19 protein-coding genes are annotated in these 21,270 nt (G+C 63.6%); 10 read left to right on the top strand and 9 right to left on the bottom strand.

Annotated elements, in window-relative coordinates; translation table 11 throughout:
* Positions 1–149 precede the first annotated feature (149 nt).
* From BM136_RS08050 to BM136_RS08010, 9 genes are all read right to left on the bottom strand, one after another.
* Complete coding sequence (locus BM136_RS08050; protein WP_092971386.1) at positions 150–614, bottom strand: peroxiredoxin; 465 nt, start codon at positions 612–614, stop codon at positions 150–152.
* A gap of 96 nt (positions 615–710) precedes the next feature.
* Positions 711–1,604, bottom strand: coding sequence for a 4-deoxy-4-formamido-L-arabinose-phosphoundecaprenol deformylase (locus BM136_RS08045; protein WP_092971385.1), 894 nt, complete (start codon positions 1,602–1,604; stop codon positions 711–713).
* 23 nt (positions 1,605–1,627) lie between these two features.
* Positions 1,628–2,686 carry a bifunctional UDP-4-keto-pentose/UDP-xylose synthase gene (locus BM136_RS08040; protein WP_092971384.1) on the bottom strand — a complete coding sequence of 353 codons (1,059 nt, stop codon included), beginning with the start codon at positions 2,684–2,686 and terminating at the stop codon, positions 1,628–1,630.
* A gap of 16 nt (positions 2,687–2,702) precedes the next feature.
* Positions 2,703–3,644 (bottom strand): formyltransferase, encoded by a 942-nt coding sequence (locus tag BM136_RS08035; RefSeq protein ID WP_092971383.1) that lies wholly within the window; start codon positions 3,642–3,644, stop codon positions 2,703–2,705.
* Positions 3,641–4,636 carry a glycosyltransferase gene (locus BM136_RS08030; RefSeq protein ID WP_092971382.1) on the bottom strand — a complete coding sequence of 332 codons (996 nt, stop codon included), beginning with the start codon at positions 4,634–4,636 and terminating at the stop codon, positions 3,641–3,643. The genes BM136_RS08035 and BM136_RS08030 overlap by 4 nt, the downstream gene beginning before the upstream one ends.
* Before the next feature lie 7 nt (positions 4,637–4,643).
* Positions 4,644–5,804, bottom strand: coding sequence for a DegT/DnrJ/EryC1/StrS family aminotransferase (locus BM136_RS08025; RefSeq protein WP_092971381.1), 1,161 nt, complete (start codon positions 5,802–5,804; stop codon positions 4,644–4,646).
* A 39-nt stretch (positions 5,805–5,843) separates the two neighbouring features.
* Positions 5,844–6,215, bottom strand: coding sequence for an SMR family transporter (locus BM136_RS08020; RefSeq protein ID WP_004626520.1), 372 nt, complete (start codon positions 6,213–6,215; stop codon positions 5,844–5,846).
* Between the two features lie 126 nt (positions 6,216–6,341).
* The gene (locus BM136_RS08015) at positions 6,342–8,012 is read right to left on the bottom strand and encodes a glycosyltransferase family 39 protein (protein WP_092971380.1); all 1,671 of its coding nucleotides are present in this window, start codon (positions 8,010–8,012) and stop codon (positions 6,342–6,344) included.
* Positions 8,013–8,016: 4 nt separating this feature from the next.
* Complete coding sequence (locus tag BM136_RS08010; RefSeq protein WP_024975874.1) at positions 8,017–8,397, bottom strand: Mth938-like domain-containing protein; 381 nt, start codon at positions 8,395–8,397, stop codon at positions 8,017–8,019.
* 296 nt (positions 8,398–8,693) lie between these two features.
* Between BM136_RS08010 and BM136_RS08005 the strand changes: the two genes are divergently transcribed.
* The 10 genes from BM136_RS08005 to clpB all read left to right on the top strand — a co-directional run bounded on the left by BM136_RS08005 (position 8,694) and on the right by clpB (position 21,080).
* Positions 8,694–9,935, top strand: a complete 1,242-nt coding sequence (locus BM136_RS08005; RefSeq protein ID WP_045204177.1) for a pyridoxal phosphate-dependent aminotransferase — start codon at positions 8,694–8,696, stop codon at positions 9,933–9,935.
* Positions 9,936–10,048: 113 nt separating this feature from the next.
* A complete protein-coding gene (locus BM136_RS08000) occupies positions 10,049–11,368 on the top strand; it encodes a homoserine dehydrogenase (RefSeq protein WP_092971379.1) in 1,320 nt (439 codons plus the stop codon).
* 15 nt (positions 11,369–11,383) lie between these two features.
* Positions 11,384–12,829, top strand: coding sequence for a threonine synthase (gene thrC, locus BM136_RS07995; protein WP_092971869.1), 1,446 nt, complete (start codon positions 11,384–11,386; stop codon positions 12,827–12,829).
* Positions 12,830–12,833: 4 nt separating this feature from the next.
* Positions 12,834–13,451 carry a uracil-DNA glycosylase family protein gene (locus tag BM136_RS07990; protein WP_092971378.1) on the top strand — a complete coding sequence of 206 codons (618 nt, stop codon included), beginning with the start codon at positions 12,834–12,836 and terminating at the stop codon, positions 13,449–13,451.
* Positions 13,452–13,532: 81 nt separating this feature from the next.
* Complete coding sequence (gene glp / locus BM136_RS07985; protein ID WP_092971377.1) at positions 13,533–14,792, top strand: molybdopterin molybdotransferase MoeA; 1,260 nt, start codon at positions 13,533–13,535, stop codon at positions 14,790–14,792.
* A gap of 12 nt (positions 14,793–14,804) precedes the next feature.
* Positions 14,805–15,062 carry a molybdopterin converting factor subunit 1 gene (moaD, locus tag BM136_RS07980; RefSeq protein WP_092971868.1) on the top strand — a complete coding sequence of 86 codons (258 nt, stop codon included), beginning with the start codon at positions 14,805–14,807 and terminating at the stop codon, positions 15,060–15,062.
* Positions 15,063–15,078: 16 nt separating this feature from the next.
* The gene (locus tag BM136_RS07975) at positions 15,079–15,600 is read left to right on the top strand and encodes a molybdenum cofactor biosynthesis protein MoaE (RefSeq protein ID WP_092971376.1); all 522 of its coding nucleotides are present in this window, start codon (positions 15,079–15,081) and stop codon (positions 15,598–15,600) included.
* A 15-nt stretch (positions 15,601–15,615) separates the two neighbouring features.
* On the top strand, positions 15,616–15,996 hold the full coding sequence (crcB, locus tag BM136_RS07970) for a fluoride efflux transporter CrcB (protein ID WP_092971375.1): 381 nt from the start codon (positions 15,616–15,618) through the stop codon (positions 15,994–15,996).
* Between the two features lie 147 nt (positions 15,997–16,143).
* Positions 16,144–18,321: a 3-hydroxybutyrate oligomer hydrolase family protein gene (locus BM136_RS07965; RefSeq protein ID WP_092971374.1), complete on the top strand. Its 2,178-nt coding sequence runs from the start codon at positions 16,144–16,146 to the stop codon at positions 18,319–18,321.
* Positions 18,322–18,491: 170 nt separating this feature from the next.
* Positions 18,492–21,080, top strand: coding sequence for an ATP-dependent chaperone ClpB (gene clpB / locus BM136_RS07960; protein WP_092971373.1), 2,589 nt, complete (start codon positions 18,492–18,494; stop codon positions 21,078–21,080).
* Positions 21,081–21,270 lie beyond the last annotated feature (190 nt).

Genomic DNA, 21,270 nt, shown 5'->3' with positions numbered 1-21,270 from the left:
GTATCGGAAGCTTTTGTGATTTGCAATCGGTCACATGTGACGTGTGGTGCGGCGCAAACTGGACACGAAGGACGATGCGAAATTGACGAAAAGGCAAACCCCCAGGGTGCCTGGAGGGCGCTTTTCAGACAGCTTGGCCCTATGGGCTGTTACAGCGCGCGCACCGCGGCCAGCACGTCATCCACATGGTTGGGCACTTTCACGCCCCGCCATTCCTTGCGCAACACGCCCTTGGTGTCGATCAGGAATGTGCTGCGCTCGATACCGCGCACGTCTTTGCCGTACATCTTCTTCATCTTGATGGTGTCAAAGATGTTGCAGACGGCTTCGTCGGCGTCGGAAATCAGCTCGAACGGCATCTCCAGTTTCGCCTTGAAGTTTTCGTGCGATTTCAGGCTGTCGCGCGAGATGCCGAACACCACGGCGCCGGCGGCCTCAAAGGCGTCGTATTGGTCGCGGAAGTTCATCGCCTCGGTGGTGCAGCCGGGCGTGTTGTCCTTCGGATAGAAATACAGCACGACGATCTTGCCGCGCTGCGATGCCGGCGAGAACGTGATGCCGTTGGTGGCCGGTGCGGAGAAATCGGGAAGAGGCTGGTCGATCGTGACGGGCATGGTGTGTTCCGGAAAACCGCGAGGAGAGAGACGGGGAGCTCGTAGACGGGCAAATCTGAGATACCGCGCCCGCCGCCAAACCGGAGATCGGAAAGATCAGGCCGGCTGAACGATCAGGCTGCCGCTGCGGCCGGCAACTTCGCCCCACGTGACGGGCTGCACGGGCAGGCTACTGCGATCGAGCGTCGCGTAGTAATCGCCCATCGATCCTAGCCGATGGCCTTGCGCGCGCCAGCCTCGCAGCAACTCGCGGAAGATCGGGGCGAGTTTCTGCCCTTCAAGTTCTGCATGCAAGGTGAATACCTGATCGCGGTCGGACTCGGTCATCTTTAGGATGTGCCGGGCGACGTTGTCGAGCGTGATGTCTTCCACGCCGATCAGTTCGTCCAGTGTGGGCAGCGTGGTCGGCAATTGCACGTGGTTCAGCGCTTTTCCGTCAACGCTTGGGATATACGGATGCGTACCCCGGCCGTCTGAGGCGTACGCCATGCCCCAGTTGTCGATCTGGCGGAACGCGTGGTCGTTCATCTGCCAGCCGGCGGCGCCGTGCGTCACGGGTGGCTTGCCGAACACCTGGATGAAACGCGCGTGGGCGGCGGTCATCTGGCGCGCGGTCCAGCCGGCATCGCGTTGGCGGACATTGTCTTGCCAGAGCACGTGGTCCCAGGTGTGGATGCCGGTTTCGAAGCCTGCCTCCGCAATGGCGCGCATTTCGGTAGCGGCTTTACGGCCGATGTCGGGGCCGGGCAGCAGCACGCCGTACATCAGCGTACGAAGGCCGTAATGCTCGACAACCGACGTGCGGGAAACCTTTTTCAGGAAGCCGGGGCGGAAGGCCCGGCGCAGCGCCCAGCCGGTGTGATCCGGGCCGAGACTGAAGAGGAAGGTCGCACCTGCCTCGTGCTCGCGCAGCATGCGCGCGAGGTTGGGCACGCCTTCGCGGGTGCCGCGCAGGGTGTCGACGTCGATCTTGAGGACGATGAGAGCCATGAACCTGCGCGGGGGTGTTGCTTTTACTTGTTGCCGTTGCCGTCTTCGACCAGGCTGCGGGCTTCAGCCACGTGCGTGCGATACGCTTCGAAGATGTTCGCCAATGCGTCCTTCATCACGGTGGTCGGCTTCCAGCCGAGGTCTTCCATGGTGTTGGCGATCTTCGGCACGCGGTTCTGCACGTCCTGGTAGCCGGTGCCGTAGTAGGCACCGGAGGTCGTTTCCACCAGTTGGACCTGCTTGGCGGTGTCCTTGTACTCGTCGATCTTGGCGGCTTGTTCCAACATCATGTTGGCCAGCTCGCGCACCGAGTAGTTGTTCGACGGGTTGCCGATGTTGTAGATCTTGCCCGAGGCCACGCCGTCCTTGTTGGCAATAATGCGCACCAGTGCGTCGATGCCGTCATCGATATACGTGAAGGCGCGCTTCTGGCTGCCGCCGTCGACGAGCTTGATGTTCTCGCCGCGCACGATGTGGCCGAGGAACTGCGTCACAACGCGCGACGAACCTTCCTTCGGGGTGTAGATCGAGTCCAGGCCCGGGCCGATCCAGTTGAACGGACGGAACAGCGTGAAGTTCAGCCCTTCCATGCCGTAACCCCAGATCACGCGGTCCATCAACTGCTTCGAGCATGCGTAGATCCAGCGCGGCTTGTTGATCGGGCCGTAGATCAGCGGCGAGGCTTCCGGATCGAATTCCGAATCGCCGCACATGCCGTAGACCTCGGAGGTCGACGGGAAGACCAGGTGCTTGCCGTACTTGGCAGCCGAGCGAACGATCGGCAGGTTGGCTTCAAAGTCCAGCTCGAACACGCGCAGCGGGTCTTTGACGTAGGTCGACGGCGTGGCGATGGCCACCAGCGGCAGGATCACGTCGCACTTCTTCACGTGATACTCGACCCACTCCTTGTTGATGGTGATGTCACCCTCAAAGAAGTGCATGCGCGGGTGGTTGATCAGGTCGCCCAGACGCTCGGTCTGCATGTCCATGCCATAGACCTCCCAATCGGTGGTCTCCAGGATGCGCTTGGACAGGTGGTGGCCGATGAAGCCGTTGACGCCGAGGATCAGTACTTTTTTCATGAAGGCAAACTCAAGATCAGGAGAGGGCGAGCTGGCTGGTGAGCTGCTGCGCGGTCACGACAGACGTTCCGCTGGCAGCTTGGGGCTCGACGCGCCAGAGCTCGTGGATGGCGATGGCTCCCCCATCGCCGCACACGCCGAACATCGCATTATCCACGACGTGCAAGCCCAGCGGCAAATTCGTAAAGGTTTGATGCGCCAGACGAGCACGCGCGACAACGTAGCGCTGGCTGCCGGCGTCCGTAAAGGCACCCGGGTAGGGCGGTGCCACGGCACGAATCAGGTTATAGACCTGCTGGGCCGGTTTGGACCAGTCGATCCGGCCGTCTTCGGGCTTGCGGCCGCCGAAATAGCTGCCGTTGGCGAGCACGTTCGGGTGCTGCGGAATGTGCCCGGCAATCATCGCGGGAAGCGCGCGCCACAACGTTTGCTCGGCCGCCACGGTGGCCTTTTCGAACACTTCGTGCGAGGTGTCGTCCGGCAGGATCGGCACAATGGTCTGGTCGACGATGTAACCGGCATCCGGCTTTTCGACCATTTCGTGCAGGGTGGCGCCGGTTTCGGTCTCGCCGTGCAGCACTGCCCAGTTGATGGGCACACGCCCGCGGTACTTGGGCAACAGCGAACCGTGCATGTTGAACGCGCCGAATTTGGCAAGGCTCAACAGGCGCATCGGGATCATGTGCCGGTAGTAGAACGAAAAGATGAAGTCCGGCGCAATGGCGGCGATCCGCGCGTGCAGGTCTTCACCGTTTGCGTTATCCGGCGTGATGTATGGGATACCCAATTCCTGTGCGGTGGCGCGTACGCTCCCGAACCAGATGTTCTCGGTAGCGTTGTCCTCGTGCGTGACAACGAGTTCGACCTGAATGCCACGCGCAGCCAGCACGCGCAGGCAGCGTACGCCGACGTTGTGATACGCGAAAACGACGGCGCGCCGCTTGAGTTCGGAACTCATGCAACCCCCCGCTGCGAGCCCGTCTTCAGATCGGCAGCACCGGCTTCATGCAGATGCGGCGTCTCTTCCAGCACACCCTGCACCAGATAGCGCGGGCGTTCGCGCACCTGTTGATAGATGCGGCCGATGTATTCGCCCAGCAAGCCAATGCCAAACAGCAGCACGCCCATCAGGAAGAACGTGATGGCGAACAGCGTGAACACGCCCTGGACTTCCGCGCCCAGGACGAAGCGTCGCACCACCAGCAGGATGAACAGCACGGCAGACGCAAGCGACAACAGCATCCCGATCGCCGAGAACCACTGCAGCGGCACCACGGAAAAGCCCGTCACCAAGTCGAAATTCAATCGCACGAGCTTGTACAGCGAGTACTTAGACTCGCCGGCAAAGCGTTCTTCGTGGTCGACTTCGATTTCGGTCGGGTTCTTGCTGAAGGTGTAGGCCAGTGCCGGAATGAAGGTGTTGACTTCGCGGCAGCGGTTGATCGTGTCGACGATGGTCCGGTTGTATGCGCGCAGCATGCAGCCCTGGTCCGTCATCTTGATGTGCGTGATGCGCTCGCGCAGCGAGTTCATCGCACGCGATGCGGTGCGGCGGAACCAGCTGTCCTGGCGCACGCGACGGATGGTGCCGACGTAGTCGTAGCCTTCGTCGAGCTTCTCCACCAGGCGGCCAATTTCTTCCGGCGGATTCTGCAGGTCGGCATCGAGCGTGACGACGCGTTCGCCGCGCGCATGTTCAAAGCCGGCCAGGATGGCCATGTGCTGGCCATAGTTGCCGTTGAACAGCACGACGCGCGTGCTGTCCGGGCGCGCCCGGAACTGCTCGGCCAGCATGGCGGCGGAGCGGTCGCGGCTACCGTCGTTGACGAACACGACTTCATACGAAATGCCGAGCGCGTCGAGCGCGGGATACAGACGCGCAAACAGCGCGGCGAGCCCGTCTTCTTCGTTGTAAACAGGAATGACGACCGAGAGAGCGGGTGTCTTCATTATTGGATTATTGGTACTGGGCGCAAAGTTGGCGGACCGCGCTGACCACGCGATCCACATCGGAATCTTCCATGCCGGCAAACATCGGCAGCGTAACGATGGCGCGACCAATGCGCTCGGCCACCGGGAACATGCCCGGCTTCCAGCCGAGTTCGCGGTAGAGCTTGAACAGGTGGATGGGCGGATAGTGCACGCCAGCGCCGATGCCCAGCGCCTTCAGGCCAGCCATGAAGCCGGCGCGATCGACCTTCAGGCGATCCAGCGGCAGCACGATCTGGAACATGTGCCAGTTGGTGTGCGTGAAGTTCTCCACGGGCAGTTCAACGCCGAACGACTCGATATCGGCTGCTCGCATACCTGCAAAGTAGCGGCGGGCCAGCGCAGCGCGGCGTGCGGTCACGGCTTCCAGCTGAGCGAATTGGCCCAGGCCGATCGCCGCATTCACGTCGGTCAGGTTGAACTTGCCGCCAACCAGATCGACTTCCATGCCATCAAAGCCGGAGCGCACGACGCCCTGCAGCCGATATTTTTCGGCCAGCACGGCTTCTTCGGGCGTGTTGAGCACCAGCGCGCCGCCTTCGATGGTCGTGATGTTCTTGTTGGCCTGGAAGCTGAAGCTGACGAGATCGCCGATCTCGCCGATGCGCTTGTCGCCCCAGCGCGAGCCAATGGCCTGCGCGGCATCTTCCACCACGCGCAGCTTATGACGGCGGGCGATGTCGTAGAGGCGATCCATGTCGACGGGCAGGCCCGACAGATAAACCGGAATAATGGCCTTGGTGCGCGGCGTGATGGCGGCCTCGACCTTGTCCAGGTCGATGTTGCGCGTCACGGGGTCGATGTCGACGAAGACAGGCTTGGCGCCGACCGTCAGCACCACGTTGGACGTGGCGACCCACGAGATCGGCGTGGTAATGACTTCATCGCCGGGGCCGATGCCCGCGATGCGCAGCGCGACTTCCATCGTGGCCGTGCCGTTGGCGAATGTGCGAACGATGCGGCCGCCGAAATATTCCGACAGGGCGGCTTCGAATGCCGCGACCTTGGGGCCCGAGGTGATCCAGCCCGAGCGCAGCACATCGGCCACGGCGGTGATGGTCGCCTCGTCAATGGTCGGGCGCACGAAGGGTAGGAACGGGAGTTCGGCAGTGGCGGTGGTTTGCGTCATGACTTGAATAAGGTTGGGTGCTGGGGTGGGCACATCGGCTCACGAGCGAGCCAGCACAAGTACGCCGACGAGGATGATCGCAATGCCGATCAGGCGCTGCACTGATAGCACTTCGCCAAACAGATACCACGCCAGGAAGGCGTTGACCACGTAGCCCAGGGAGAGCATCGGATACGCGATGGTCACATCCACGCGCGACAGGCCGAGAATCCACACCACCACCGAGATGACGTAGCACGACAAGCCGCCAATGATGGGCCACTGCGTTGCAAGCTTGATGCCGATCGGCAGGATGTTGTCGGCCGAAAACGCAAAGCGGCCGATGTTGTTGACGCCCGCCTTGAGCAGCAGCTGAGCGCAGGCATTGAGCATGACGCCCGTCAGGATCAGCCCGAAAGTGACCAGATTCATGTGTTCTTTTGATGTTTTACAGACTGCGGCGGTTTCCCCGTGCGGATGTTCTCAATCCAGCCGCCGGGCCGCATGTTACGACAATTCCGCTTGCGCGCCCCTTTCGAGAATCCGTGGCGGTGAAACCTAGTTGCGCCGGACGATCACACGGCGGGCATCGCGGGCGATCAAGATCATCGGTACGCCCTGGGCTGTCAGCCGATCATAGGTGCCCGGTCCCATCATGGCGACTGCCTGGCCGCCGGCTTTCCAGCGCGCCACGAACGCTTCGGTGGTCGGCACCCACTTGGCCGGCTCCTGTTTGACGCCAAAGGCCAGTTCATCAGGCTCCTGCACCATGAGGGTGGGCCGGCCGAGGTAAAACGGCATTGTATGGTCCAGACGCTCCACCGCATAGAACGGCACGTCGGGCTTGAGCCACGGCCGAACGGCCGGCACGAGATCGATGCCCGACATGGAACGCCCGAAGGCTTCGTGGCCGAGCATAGCGGCCGTAAATGTCAGGAACCACGCGCACGCAAATGCGACCACGCTCTCGAAGCGCTTGCCCGCCAAGCGAAGCGCGAGCCACGTGAATCCTGCTCCCGCCGCGAACGCAACAGCCAGGAACATTGCAAACCGGGCAAACACTGCGTTCGGATACATATCCGACGACATTGTCGCCACGTAACCGCTTGCCGCCAGGCCAGCCAGCGCCAGCGCCAGGAAGCCCTTGAGTTGCCAGCGCCATGCGCGCTCGCTGGTGTGCTCCAGGACCAGGGCGCCCAGAATCGCCAGCGCTGGGATGATCGGGAAGATATAGCCCGGCAGCTTCGAATCCGAAATGCTGAAAAATGCAAAGATCAGGATGGCCCACAGGCCGAGCATGAGCGTGGGGCGGAAACCGTTGCTGGCGGTTTCACCGCGTGCGAAGGTCAGACGTGCAGCGCTGGGCAATTGAGCAAGCCACGGCAGGAACCCGGCTACCAGCAGCGGCACAAAGTACCAAAGCGGCGCGTTTCGGTTGTGCACGGTCGACGTGAAACGCTGGAAATGCTCGTGCACGAAGAAGAACCACGCGAATTCCGGGTTGCGCATCGAGATCAGCACGAACCACGGCGCGCCCACGGCAAAGAAGATGATCAGTCCGGTCACAAGATGCAGGCGTTTCCACAAGGCCCAGTCGCGCGCGACCAGCGTGTAGACCACCAACACAAAGCCCGGCAGGACCACGCCGATCAGGCCCTTGCTCAGCACCGCGAGCGCCATTGACGCCCAGCAGGCCCACATCCAGCCGCGTTGTTGAGCGCGCGAGGCATCCGGATGCTGTGCGAGCAGCAGCGCACCCAGCGCCATCGTCATGCAGCCGGCGACGCCCATGTCGAGCGAGTTGAAGTGCGAGCCCACGTTCCACAGCGGCGCGCTCACAAGCACCAGCCCGCTGATGACGGCCGTCCGCTTGCCCCACCAGCGCGCCGCCGCCAGCATCGTGAAAACAATGCCGACGATGCCGGAGAGCGCCGTGAACAGCCGCGCCTGCCAGTCGCCGATGCCGAACAGCGTGTAGGCGAGTGCGGTGCCCCACATCTGCAGCGGCGGTTTCTCGAAATACTTCAGGGCGTTGTAGCGGATCGTCACCCAGTCGCCAGAGACGAACATCTCGCGCGCGATTTCGGCGTAGCGGCCTTCGTCGGTGGGGATCAGGTGCCGGTAGCCGAGCGTGCCGAGCCAGATGGCCAGGAACGCAGCAGCCAGCAGCCATAGGGAGGCGTTGCGCCAGGGGAGAGCGGGCGCTTGAGCGGTGCGGTCGATCGACATGCGGTCAGGCACGCTCGATCAGCAGGGCGGCGGCCACTTTGCGGCCTTCCAGCATCAGAATGTTGTACGTGCGGCCGGCGGCCTGCAGGTCCATGGCGTCTACGCCGATGCGTTTTTCGGTAAGCGGCACCGTCAGCCGCGGGTGCGGGAAGCGCAGCTTGTTGCCGGAGCCGAAGATCACCACTTCGGCCCCCAGTTCGAGCACGCGGGCGAAATGCTCGGGCGTCAGATCCTCAAAGCGCGACACATCCCACTGCACCACGGCGCCCTCGGGCATCACCAGCACCGAGTGCTCGTAGCGCACCTTGTTGATTTCGATATAGCCGTCGCCATAGCCGGTAACGGTATTGAGAATGGTCGACGAATCGGATGAATGGAGCTTCAAGGTGGGAATCCCATCGGGCGCGATGACTGCGGCGCATACGGCGGCACGCTGGCAAAGGCGCTAGGTTTCAGACTTCGGACAGGTTTCGCTGCGTTGCAAAAATGCCCGCCTAAGTCTGTCATAATGGGCTAAATTATATCTTTTTCTCTCCTTCGCCCGCCGCGCCACAAGCGATGTCCGGCAAGGAATAGCGTAGCGGCGCCTGCCGCTGTGTGGCGTTACCGTCGCCGCTTTGCTGCGCCACAGAATGCTCCGTAGTTCCAGCCCGTTCAACGTCGCCACTCGCCGCCTTGCCCGTGAAAACGATTCAGAAATCCGCCAAGCTCAACAACGTCTGCTATGACATTCGCGGCCCCGTGCTCGAAAAGGCCAAGCAGATGGAAGAAGAGGGCCACAAGATCATCAAGCTGAATATCGGCAACCTGGCCGTGTTCGGTTTCGATGCCCCTGAAGAGATCCAGCAGGACATGATCCGCAACCTGCCGAATTCGGCGGCGTATTCGGATTCCAAGGGCATCTTCGCGGCGCGCAAGGCGGTGATGCACTACACGCAAGAGCAGGGCATCAAGAACGTCACGCTGGAGGACATCTATCTGGGTAATGGCGCGTCGGAGCTGATTTCACTGGCCACCAACGCGCTGCTCGATGCCGGTGACGAGCTGCTGCTGCCGGCTCCCGATTACCCGCTGTGGACGGCGGTGACCAGCCTTTCGGGCGGCACGCCGGTGCACTACATCTGCGACGAAGCCAATGGCTGGATGCCGGACCTGGACGACATCCGCGCCAAGATCACGCCCAACACCAAGGGCATCGTCGTCATCAACCCGAACAATCCGACCGGCGCGCTGTATTCGGACGAGCTGCTGCTGGGCATCGTCGCCATCGCGCGCGAACACGGCCTGGTGATCTTTGCCGATGAGGTGTACGACAAGGTTCTGTTCGACGACAACAAGCACACCGCGATCGGCTCGCTGTCGGAAGACGTGCTGACCGTGACGTTCAACAGCCTGTCGAAGAGCTACCGTTCGTGCGGCTACCGCGCGGGCTGGATGGTCGTGTCCGGCGACAAGCGCCCGGCCAAGGACTACATCGAAGGCCTGAACATGCTGTCGTCGATGCGCCTGTGCGCCAACGTGCCGGGGCAGTGGGCCATCCAGACCGCGCTGGGCGGCTACCAAAGCATCAAAGACCTGGTGGCGCCGGGCGGCCGCATGCGCCGTCAGCGCGACCTTGCGCACGAGCTGATCACCGCCATCCCGGGCGTGACCTGCGTCAAGCCCAAGGCTGCGCTCTATATGTTCCCGCGCCTGGACCCAGCGGTGTATCCCATTGAAGACGACCAGACCTTCATTCGCCAGCTGCTGGAAGAAGAGCGTGTGCTGCTGGTGCAGGGCACAGGCTTCAACTGGCACTCGCCGGACCACTTCCGCATCGTCTTCCTGCCGCACGAAGACGATCTCCGTGAAGCGATTGGCCGAATTTCGCGCTTCCTGGAGCGGTACCGTCAGCGTCACGGTACTGGCATCCGGGCCGCCTGACTTTCGACCATTCGCTCGGTCATCCGACAGATCAGTAACTGCGGGGCAGACCGAAGTGTCTGCCCTGTGTGTTTTTTGCTTCTCCGCTTTTTCGTTTCTTTACGACACGTCTCATGAATCCCATCAAGATCGGCCTGCTCGGGCTCGGTACCGTCGGTGGCGGTACCCTCAAGGTTCTGCAACGGAACCAGGAAGAAATCCGCCGTCGTGCGGGTCGCGGCATTGAAGTCGCCATGATTGCCGTGCGCAATCTCGACCGTGCTCGCGCCATCGTGCAGGAAGCCGGGGCGACCGTGCCGGTGGTGAGCGACCCGTTTGCCATTGTGGATTCGCCCGAGATCGATATCGTCGTGGAACTGATCGGCGGCTATGACCTGACGCGTGAGCTGGTGCTGTGCGCCATCGCCAACGGCAAGCATGTCGTCACCGCCAACAAGGCGCTGCTGGCCCTGCATGGCAACGAGATCTTCAAGGCCGCCCAGGACAAGGGCGTGATGGTGGCGTTCGAGGCCGCTGTGGCCGGCGGCATCCCCATAATCAAGGCGCTGCGTGAAGGCCTGACGGCCAACCGCATCGAGTGGATCGCCGGCATCATCAACGGCACCACCAACTTCATCCTGACCGAGATGCGCGACAAGGGTCTGGACTTCGACACAGTCCTGAAAGAAGCCCAGCGCCTGGGCTACGCCGAAGCCGATCCGACCTTCGACATCGAGGGCTTTGACGCCGCGCACAAGCTCACGCTCATGAGCGCCATCGCCTTTGGCGTGCCGATCCAGTTTGAACGCGCGTATGTGGAAGGCATCACCAAGCTGGAAGCCGTCGACATTCGCTACGCCGAAGAGCTCGGCTACCGCATCAAGCTGCTGGGCATCACGCGCCGTGCCGAAGCGGGCATTGAGCTGCGCGTGCATCCGACGCTGGTGCCAGCCAAGCGCCTCATCGCCAATGTCGAAGGCGCGATGAATGCCGTGGTCGTCAACGGCGATGCCGTGGGCCCGACGCTGTACTACGGCAAGGGCGCAGGCGCCGAGCCGACCGCTTCGGCCGTCGTCGCCGATCTGGTGGACGTGACGCGCCTGCACACGGCCGACCCGGAACACCGCGTGCCGCATCTTGCGTTCCAGCCGGATGCGCTGTCCGACACGCCGGTGCTGCCGATCGACGAAGTGCGCTCGAGCTACTACCTGCGCATGCGCGTGGCCGATGAAACCGGCGTGCTGGCCGACATCACGCGCATCCTGGCCGAAGGCGGTATCTCGATCGACGCCATGCTGCAGAAGGAATCGCGCGAAGGCGAACCGCAGACCGACATCATCATGCTGTCGCACGTGACGGTCGAGAAGCGCGTGAACGCCGCCATCGCCGCCATCGAAGCGCTGCCGACCGTGCTGTCGAAGGTCACGCGCATCCGCATGGAAGAACTGAACTAAGCGCAGGACATGAGCATGCAATACCGATCGACCCGCGGCCACGCAGAGCCGCAGAGTTTCTCCCGCATCCTGCTGGGCGGCCTGGCGCCGGACGGCGGGCTGTATCTGCCTGAGCAGTACCCGCAGGTCAGTGTTGACGAACTGACCCGCTGGCGCGACCTGCCGTACGCCGATCTCGCGTTCGAGATCCTGCGCAAGTTCGCCACCGACATTCCCGAAGACGACCTGCGCGCGCTGACCCGCCGCACCTATACGCCCGAGGTCTACTGCAACGCGCGCGCTGGCGACAACACCGCCGACATCACGCCCTTGCACAAGCTGGGCGAGGAAGGCGGTACCTCGCTGTCGCTGCTGTGCCTGTCGAACGGCCCGACGCTGGCTTTCAAGGACATGGCGATGCAGTTGTTGGGCAACCTGTTCGAATACGCGCTCGACCGTGAGCACGCCGAGTTGAACATCCTGGGCGCCACTTCCGGCGACACGGGCAGCGCCGCCGAATACGCCATGCGCGGCAAGCGCGGCGTTCGCGTGTTCATGCTGAGCCCGCATCGCAAGATGAGCGCGTTCCAGACCGCGCAGATGTTCAGCCTGCAAGACAAGAACATCTTCAACATCGCCATCGAAGGCGTGTTCGACGACGCGCAGGACATCGTCAAGGCGGTGTCGAACGATCTCGAATACAAGGCCCGCCAGAAGATCGGCACGGTCAACTCGATCAACTGGGCGCGCGTGGTTGCCCAGGTCGTCTACTACTTCAAAGGCTACCTGTTGGCCGCCCCCCAGATTGGCGACAAGGTCTCGTTCTGCGTGCCATCGGGCAACTTCGGCAACGTCTGCGCCGGCCACATCGCGCGCATGATGGGTTTGCCGATCGACAAGCTGGTCGTTGCTACCAACGAGAACGACGTGCTCGACGAGTTCTTCCGCACCGGCACCTACCGCGTGCGTTCGGCCGCGCAGACGTATCACACGTCCAGCCCCAGCATGGATATCAGCAAGGCGTCAAACTTCGAGCGCTTCGTGTTCGACCTGCTGGATCGTGATCCGGCACGCCTGGCTCAGCTTTTCCGCGACGTGGACGAAAAAGGCGGTTTCTCGATGACGGGCAAGCCGGAGTTCGACCGCATCGCCGAGTTCGGCTTTGTCTCGGGCCGCAGCTCGCACGAAGACCGCGTCGATACGATCCGCGACGTGTTTGCCACGTACAGCACGATGATCGACACCCACACCGCCGACGGCGTGAAAGTGGCGCGCGAAAACCTGACGCCGGGCGTGCCGATGGTGGTGCTGGAAACGGCGCTGCCGGCCAAGTTTGGCGACACCATTCGCGAAGCGCTGGACCGCGAGCCGGAGCGCCCGGCTGGCTACGCCGATATCGAGTCGCTGCCACAGCGCTTCGAAGTCATGCCGGCCGACGTTGACCGCATCAAGGGCTATATCGCCCAGCACACCGGTCTCTAAAACGATGGAAGCAGTGCCGGATGACGTAGCCGGGGCAGCCTTCGAGCGCTGCCTGCACGACATCCGTGCCTGCCGTGAGTGCAAGGGCGCCTTGGCGCATGAGCCTCGCCCGGTGGTCGTCGCGGACCGCCGCGCCCGTGTCCTGATCATCGGGCAGGCCCCGGGCCGCATCGTCCACGAAACCGGTATCCCCTGGAACGACCGTTCTGGGGACCGCCTGCGCCAGTGGCTGCAGATCTCATACGACGATTTCTACGCTGACAAGCGCATCGCCGTGGTGCCGATGGGCTTCTGCTTTCCCGGCACTGGCGCGAATGGCGATTTGCCGCCGCGCCCGGAATGCGCGCCTCAGTGGCATCGGCCGTTGCTGACCGCGATGCCCGATGTAAGGCTCGCGTTGCTGGTGGGCACCTATGCGCAGCGCAATTACCTCGACGTGCCGCGCGACTGGTCGCTGACCGACGTGGTGCGCAATGGGCCCGTGCAGGACGCCGACGGCCGCGTGCTGTTCCCGCTGCCGCATCCGAGCCCGCGCAACCTGGCCTGGTTCAAACACAACCCGTGGTTTGACGCGCACATCGTGCCGGCGCTGCGGGCCGCGCTGGCCGACGCATTCGCTTGATACGCCTGCGCTGATGCCTGGCATCGGCCTGGAACCGATACAATCGAAATCTCCTTTTCGATTCCGCTTCCCCATTCCCGCATGTCCGCCAACGATGCTCCCGCCGTCAAACCGTCCTTGCTGACGCTCGATGCGGCGCTGTCGCAACTGCTTGCCGCAGTGCGCGTTTTGCACGAGACCGAAACCGTGTCGACGTTGCACGCCAACGGGCGCGTCCTCGCCGAGGCCGTCCGCAGCAGCTTGAACGTGCCGCCTGCCGACAACACGCAGATGGACGGATACGCCGTGCGCGCGGCCGACATCACCGCGCCGGGCACGCCTCTGAAGGTGGCGCAGCGCATTCCTGCCGGTCATGTCGGCCAGCCGCTCAATGCGGGCGAGGCGGCGCGCATCTTCACCGGCGCATTGATCCCGCCGGGTGCCGATGCGGTGGTCATGCAGGAGCAATGCAAGGCTGACCCGGACACGGGCACCGTCATCATTGATCACGTACCTGAATCCGGCGAATGGATCCGCCGCGCCGGCGAAGACATTGCCGACGGCGCCGAGATCCTGCCGCGGGGCACGCGCCTCGGCCCGCAGCAGCTGGGCCTGGCGGCTTCGGTCGGCTGCGCCAATCTGCACGTCGTGCGCCGTCCGCGCGTGGCCGTGTTCTTTACTGGCGACGAACTCGCCATGCCCGGCGAGCCGCTCAAGCCCGGCGCCATCTACAACTCCAACCGCTTCACGCTGCGCGCGCTGCTGGAAAACCTCGGCTGCGACATCACCGATTTCGGCATCGTGCCCGACACGCTGCAAGCCACGCGCGACACATTGCGCGAAGCGGCCGAGGAACACGACCTCATCATCACCTCCGGGGGCGTGTCGGTGGGTGAGGAAGACCACATCAAGCCGGCGGTGGAAGCCGAAGGGCGCCTGAATCTCTGGCAAATCGCCATCAAGCCGGGCAAGCCGCTGGCCTTTGGCGAGGTGCGCCGGCCCGAAGGGATGGTGGGTGGTCCGACCGCGTTTTTCATTGGCCTGCCGGGCAACCCGGTGTCGAGCTTCGTCACCTTCCTGCTGTTCGTGCGGCCGTTCATCCTGCGCCTGCAGGGCGTGGCCGACGTGGCGCCGAAGCGCATCCCGATGCGCGCCGACTTTGCGCTGCTCAAGGGCGATCGCCGCAATGAGTTCCTGCGTGCGCGCATCAACGCCAGCGGCGGGCTGGACCTGTTCCCGAATCAAAGCTCGGGCGTGCTGACCTCCACCGTGTGGGGGGATGGCCTGATCGACAATCCGCCCAATCAGCCGATCGCACTGGGCGATGTCGTCAGCTTCTTGCCGTTCGCGGGTCTGGTGTAAGGAGCGATGGCCATGCAGATTGAACTTCGTTTCTTTGCCAGCGTGCGCGAACAACTCGGAACCTCGCAGGAGCAGGTGGTTGTGCCGGAGGCCGTGCGCACCGTGGGTGATGTGCGCCGCTGGCTGGCGCAGCGCGGTCCGGTCTGGGGCGACACCCTGGCCGAAGGCCGTGCGCTGCGCATGGCGGTGGACCACCAGATCGTGCCGGCCGATACCGCCGTGCATGACGGCTGCGAAGTCGCCTTCTTCCCGCCCGTGACCGGCGGCTGAGCGCAGGAGATCGACCATGTCAGTCCGCGTGCAGGAAGCCGACTTCGACCTCGGCGCCGAGATTGCAGCGCTGCGTGCCGGCCGCCCAGACATTGGCGCGGTGGCCAGCTTCATCGGCACCGTACGCGACATCAATGACGGCACGGGCGTGTCGGAAATGGAGCTGGAGCACTACCCCGGCATGACCGAAAAGGCGCTCGCTGACATTGTGAGCGCGGCCATGCAGCGCTGGGAATTGATCGACGCGCTTGTCATCCACCGCGTTGGCAAGCTCAAGCCGCAAGACCAGATCGTGCTGGTGGCAGTGGCGTCCAAACACCGCGGCGAGTCCTTTGCCGCGTGCGAATTCATCATGGATTACCTCAAGAGCGAGGCGCCGTTCTGGAAGAAGGAACAGACGCCCGAAGGCGCGCGCTGGGTCGACGCGCGTGTCACTGACGACAATGCGCTCGCCCGCTGGGGCATTGCCTCCTCCAACGCCGCGACACGCACGGCTGATCAGCCCGGCGCATCGGCGCAACCCAACGACTACGAATAACAAGGACGCGACCGCATGAGCGGAATGGGCATTCTGGCCGTAGGGGTGGGCGCTGCGCTGGGAGCCTGGTTGCGCTGGGCGTTCGCCATCTTGTGGAACGCCATCAATCCGGCCTTGCCGTACGGCACGCTGGCAGCCAATCTGGTGGGAGGCTATCTGATCGGCGTTGCGGTGGGTTTTTTCGATACGCACGCGGGGCTGCCGCCTGAATGGCGTTTGCTTGTCATCACTGGTTTTCTGGGCGGGCTGACGACGTTCTCGACGTTTTCCAGCGAGGTTGTCGCCAACATCCTGGCTGGCGACAACCTGATGGGCGCGCTGCATATCGTGGCGCATCTGGGCGGCTCGCTGTTCCTCACCATGCTCGGTCTCTGGACGGTGCGCACGTTCAGTTGATCGCAAGGGCGCGCGCGCAAATTGAGTTGCGAATGAGAAGTTTGGTTCACATACTGGTAGCGCCTGCGGTGGCTTAGGGACGTGCAGTATCGAAGGCCGCCGCGGGTTTGCTTTGTGTTGTTCCATCCATAACGAGAAGGAGACGCAATGAAACCAACCCGAACGGCGCGCCTGCGACGGCACGTCTCGCCCAGCAACCTGATCGCCGCCGGTGCCGTGCTGCTGGCCGGCTGCGGCGTGTTGAGCGCCTGCGGCGGCAGCAACGACGGCAACAACGTGCCGGGCAATACCAAGCCGGCCTTTGCCGGCAAGGTGACCGTCACGCGGTACGACGGCGTATCCGACGACCTGCTGACTGCCGGCCTGGGCGCAAGCGGCTTGGCCTCGGCCACTGCGCCCGCCATCGCCAACCCCACCGCGCCCACGGCAGCCGAGCTACGCCGCCTGGCGATCTACGCAAACTACCGCGCGTTGGTCGACACGGCGGCCAAGGGCGGCTACGGCACGCTCTATGGCCCGAACGTCGATGCCAGCGGCAACGTCACCCAGGGCTCCGGCATGATCGCCGGGACGGAATACGTGACGTACTCCGATGACGGCACCGGCCAGCAGAACGTGGTGCTGCTCGTGCAGATTCCGGACAGCTTCGACGTCAACAATCCCTGCATCATCACTGCCACCTCGTCGGGCTCGCGCGGCATCTACGGCGCGATTTCCACCGGCGAGTGGGGCCTCAAGCGCAAGTGCGCCGTCGCCTATACCGACAAGGGCACCGGCGCCGGCCCGCACGATCTGGCTACCGATACCGTCGCCCTGCAGGACGGCACGCGCACCACGCGCAGCGCCGCCGGTTCCAACGCGCACTTTGCCGCGCCGCTCACCAGCAGCCAGCTTTCTGCTTTCAACGCGGCCACGCCGAACCGGCTGGCGTTCAAACACGCGCATTCCCAGCGCAACCCTGAGAAGGACTGGGGCCTGTTCACGCTGCAGGCTGTGCAGTTCGCGTTCTGGGCGATCAACGACAAGATTGCGGGAGCCAGCGGTGCGCTCATTGGCAGCGCGCTGCCGGTGCGTCCGGACAACACCATCGTCATCGCGTCGAGCATCTCGAACGGTGGTGGCGCGGCCATTGCGGCTGCCGAGCAGGACACCGGCGGGTGGATCGACGGGGTGGCCGTCGGCGAGCCTGGCCTGAACCTGCCGCCCAACACCGGGGTGCAGGTGGTGCGCGGTGGCACGACGCTGCCGACGACCGGCAAGCCGCTGTTCGACTATGTGAGCTATGCCAACGTGTTCCGGCTGTGCGCGGCGTCGTCTGCGAGCGTTGCTACGGCACCGGCGCAGGCGTTCTTTGGCAGCCTTACGACGTTCCCGGCAGGTGCGCAGGCCAACCGCTGCGCAGCGCTCAAGGCGGCCGGCCTTCTGACGTCCACCACGGCAGCTGCCCAGGCTGACGAAGCCCTGCAGAAGATGCGCGCCTACGGCTGGGAGCCCGAGTCGGACCTCGTGCACGCGTCGATGTCGTTCTACGAGATCGACCCATCGGTAGCGACCACGTTTGGCAACGCGCTCTCGCGCGCAAGCGTGACCGACAACCTGTGCGGGCTGAGCTTCGCGGCAACTGACGCATCGTTCCATCCGACGGCGGTGAATGCCACGGCGCTCGCGCAGATGGCGGCGGTTGGCAACGGCATTCCGCCCACTTCCGGCGTGCAACTCGTCAACAACAACGCGCAGGGCGGCCCGACGCGCAGCAACCAGTCGGTGGACTCGACCGGCACGCAGGCCGCCAACCTCGACGGCGCGCTGTGCCTGCGGAACTTGCTGACAGGCGCCGATGCGGCTTCGCAATCGCTGCAGACGGGGATCAGCCAGACGCTGCGCACGGGCAACCTGCAGGGCAAGCCAGCGCTGATCGTGCAGGGCCGCAATGACGCGCTACTGCCGGTCAACCATGGCTCTCGGCCGTATCTGGGGCTGAACGCCAAGGTGGAGGGCGGCTCGAGCAAGCTGTCGTATATCGAGGTGATGAACGCGCAGCATTTCGACGGCTTTATCGACCTTGTGCCCGGCTACGACACGCTGTTCGTGCCGCTGGTGCTGTATGAGCAGCGCGCGCTGGACGCCATGTACGCGAACCTGAAGAACGGCACGCCGTTGCCGCCGTCGCAGGTGGTGCGCACGACCCCGCGCGGTGGCACGCCCGGTGCTGCACCTGCCATCAACGCGGCAAACGTGCCGAACTTCACGGGCACGCCGGCCGCGGGCGACCGCATCTCGGTGAGCGTGTCGGGCGGTGTGGCGACGGTATCGGTGCCCAACTGATGCGATAGCCAGGACGATTTTGAAGCACTTGGGACGGCGGCGTGGCCAGCAGGCGCGCCGCCGTTTGTTCTGGCGCAAATCTGCATCAAAACTCGCGTTTCCATGCTTGAAAAGCCACCGAAGCTCCCTATCTTTCGGAGCAGTGAAACATTTTCCGCAAGGGGTTTTTAATGCGTTTGGACAAACTGACCACCCGCTTCCAGGAAGCGCTGGCCGACGCGCAGAGCCTGGCGCTGGGCAACGACAATCCGTACATCGAACCCGTCCACCTGCTGCTAGCCATGCTGCGCCAGCCGGATGGCGCGACCAAGAACCTGCTCGCGCGCGCTGGCGTCAACACGGGGGCGCTCGATACGGCGCTGGACCGCGCCATCAAGCACCTGCCTCAGGTGCAGGGTGGCGAACAGGTGCAGGTGGGTCGAGACCTCGGCAGCCTGCTGCAGGCGACAGAGAAGGAAGGCATCAAGCGCGGCGACCAGTTCATCGCCAGCGAGCTGTTCCTGCTGGCCGTGGCCGACGACAAGGGCGAAGCCGGGCGCATTGCGCGCGAACACGGCTTGTCGCGCAAGCCGCTCGAAGCCGCCATCGACGCCGTACGCGGCGGCCAGACCGTCGGCAGCGCCGAGGCCGAAAGTCAGCGCGAAGCGCTCAAGAAGTACACGATCGACCTCACCGAGATGGCCCGGATCGGCAAGCTCGACCCCGTCATCGGCCGCGATGATGAAATCCGCCGAGCCATCCAGATCCTGCAGCGTCGCACCAAGAACAACCCGGTGCTGATTGGCGAGCCGGGCGTGGGCAAGACGGCCATCGTCGAGGGGCTGGCGCAGCGCATCGTCAATGAAGAGGTGCCTGAAAGCTTGAAGAACAAGCGTGTGCTGGTGCTCGACATGGCGGGTCTGCTGGCCGGTGCCAAGTATCGCGGCGAGTTCGAGGAGCGCCTGAAGGCGGTGCTGAACGACATCGCCAAGGAAGAGGGCCGGACCATTCTCTTTATCGACGAGATCCACACCATGGTGGGCGCGGGCAAGGCCGAAGGCGCAATGGACGCCGGCAACATGCTCAAGCCGGCGCTTGCACGCGGCGAGCTGCATTGCATCGGCGCGACCACGCTGGACGAATACCGCAAGTACATCGAGAAGGACGCCGCGCTGGAGCGCCGCTTCCAGAAGGTGTTCGTGGGCGAGCCGAGCGTGGAGGCGACCATCGCCATCCTGCGCGGCCTGCAGGAGAAATATGAACTGCACCACGGCGTGGAGATCACCGACCCGGCGATCGTGGCCGCGGCTGAACTCAGCCACCGCTACATCACCGACCGCTTCCTGCCGGACAAGGCCATCGACCTGATCGACGAAGCTGCAGCGCGCATCAAGATGGAAATCGACTCGAAGCCCGAGGCGATGGACAAGCTCGACCGCCGCCTGATCCAGCTCAAGATCGAGCGCGAGGCCGTCAAGAAGGAAACCGACGAAGCGTCGCAGAAGCGCCTTGAACTGATCGAGCAAGAGATCGAGCGCTTGCAGAAGGAATACGCCGACCTTGACGAGATCTGGAAGGCGGAGAAGGGTGCCGCGCAGGGTGCGGCCGCGCTCAAGGAAGAGATCGACAAGATCAAGCTCGAGATCACCCGGCTGCAGCGTGAAGGCAAGCTCGATAAGGTGGCCGAACTGCAATACGGCAAGCTGCCCGAGCTGGAAGGCAAGCTCAAGGCCGCAACCGACGCCGAGACCGCAGGCCAGAAGCAGCCGAACAGGCTGCTGCGCACGCAGGTGGGTGCCGAGGAAATTGCAGAAGTCGTCAGCCGTGCCACGGGCATCCCCGTGTCGAAGATGATGACCGGCGAGCGCGAGAAGCTGCTGAAGATGGAAGACCGCCTGCACGAGCGCGTGGTCGGCCAGGACGAGGCCGTGCGTCTGGTGTCGGATGCCATCCGCCGCTCACGCGCCGGCATTGCGGACGAGAACAAGCCCTACGGCTCGTTCCTGTTCCTGGGCCCGACGGGCGTCGGCAAGACCGAGCTGTGCAAGGCGCTGGCAGGCTTCCTGTTCGACTCGGAAGAGCACCTCATCCGCATCGATATGAGCGAGTTCATGGAGAAGCATTCCGTGAGCCGCCTGATCGGCGCGCCGCCGGGCTATGTCGGCTACGAGGAAGGCGGTTACCTGACCGAAGCCGTGCGCCGCAAGCCGTACAGCGTGGTGCTGCTCGATGAAGTGGAGAAAGCGCACCCGGACGTCTTCAACGTGCTGCTGCAGGTGCTGGACGATGGCCGCCTGACGGATGGCCAGGGCCGCACGGTGGACTTCAAGAACACGGTGATCGTGATGACGTCGAACCTCGGCTCGCAGCTCATCCAGCAGATGGCGACCGAACCGGCGGACGTGATCAAGGGCGCCGTGTGGCAGGAAGTGAAGACGCATTTCCGCCCCGAGTTCCTGAACCGCATCGACGAGGTGGTGGTGTTCCACGCGCTGGACCAACGCAACATCGAATCGATCGCGCGGATTCAGCTCAAGCGGCTGTCGGCACGCCTGGCGCAGATGGACCTGGCGCTGGAGATCAGCGACGAAGCGGTGGCCAAGCTGGCATCGGCGGGTTACGACCCGGTGTTTGGGGCTCGGCCGTTGAAGCGGGCGATCCAGCAGCAGCTTGAGAATCCGGTGGCACGGATGATCCTGGAGGGCAAGTTTGCGCCCAAGGATGTGGTGCCGGTGGATTATCGGGATGGGGCGTTTTCGTTTGAGAGGGTTGTGCACTGAGGCTGTGTAGTGGTGCGTTAAAAAGCCGCTCTGGAGGATTCCGGAGCGGCTTTTTTGTTTTTGGCTTTTTGTTTTTTTTGGTGGTGCATCTCTGTTTCACCCCCTGCCGGGGGCGACTCACTTTCTTTGTCTTGCCAAAGAAAGTAAGCAAAGAAAGGCGCGCCCGAGATGGCGACTTCCCCTTGGATTT

It is taken from the genome of Ralstonia sp. NFACC01 (assembly GCF_900115545.1).
Taxonomy (GTDB): Bacteria; Pseudomonadota; Gammaproteobacteria; order Burkholderiales; family Burkholderiaceae; genus Ralstonia; species Ralstonia mojiangensis.
The sequence above is the reverse complement of the archived record's forward strand: the minus strand, read 5'-3'. Positions and strand labels throughout refer to the sequence as shown.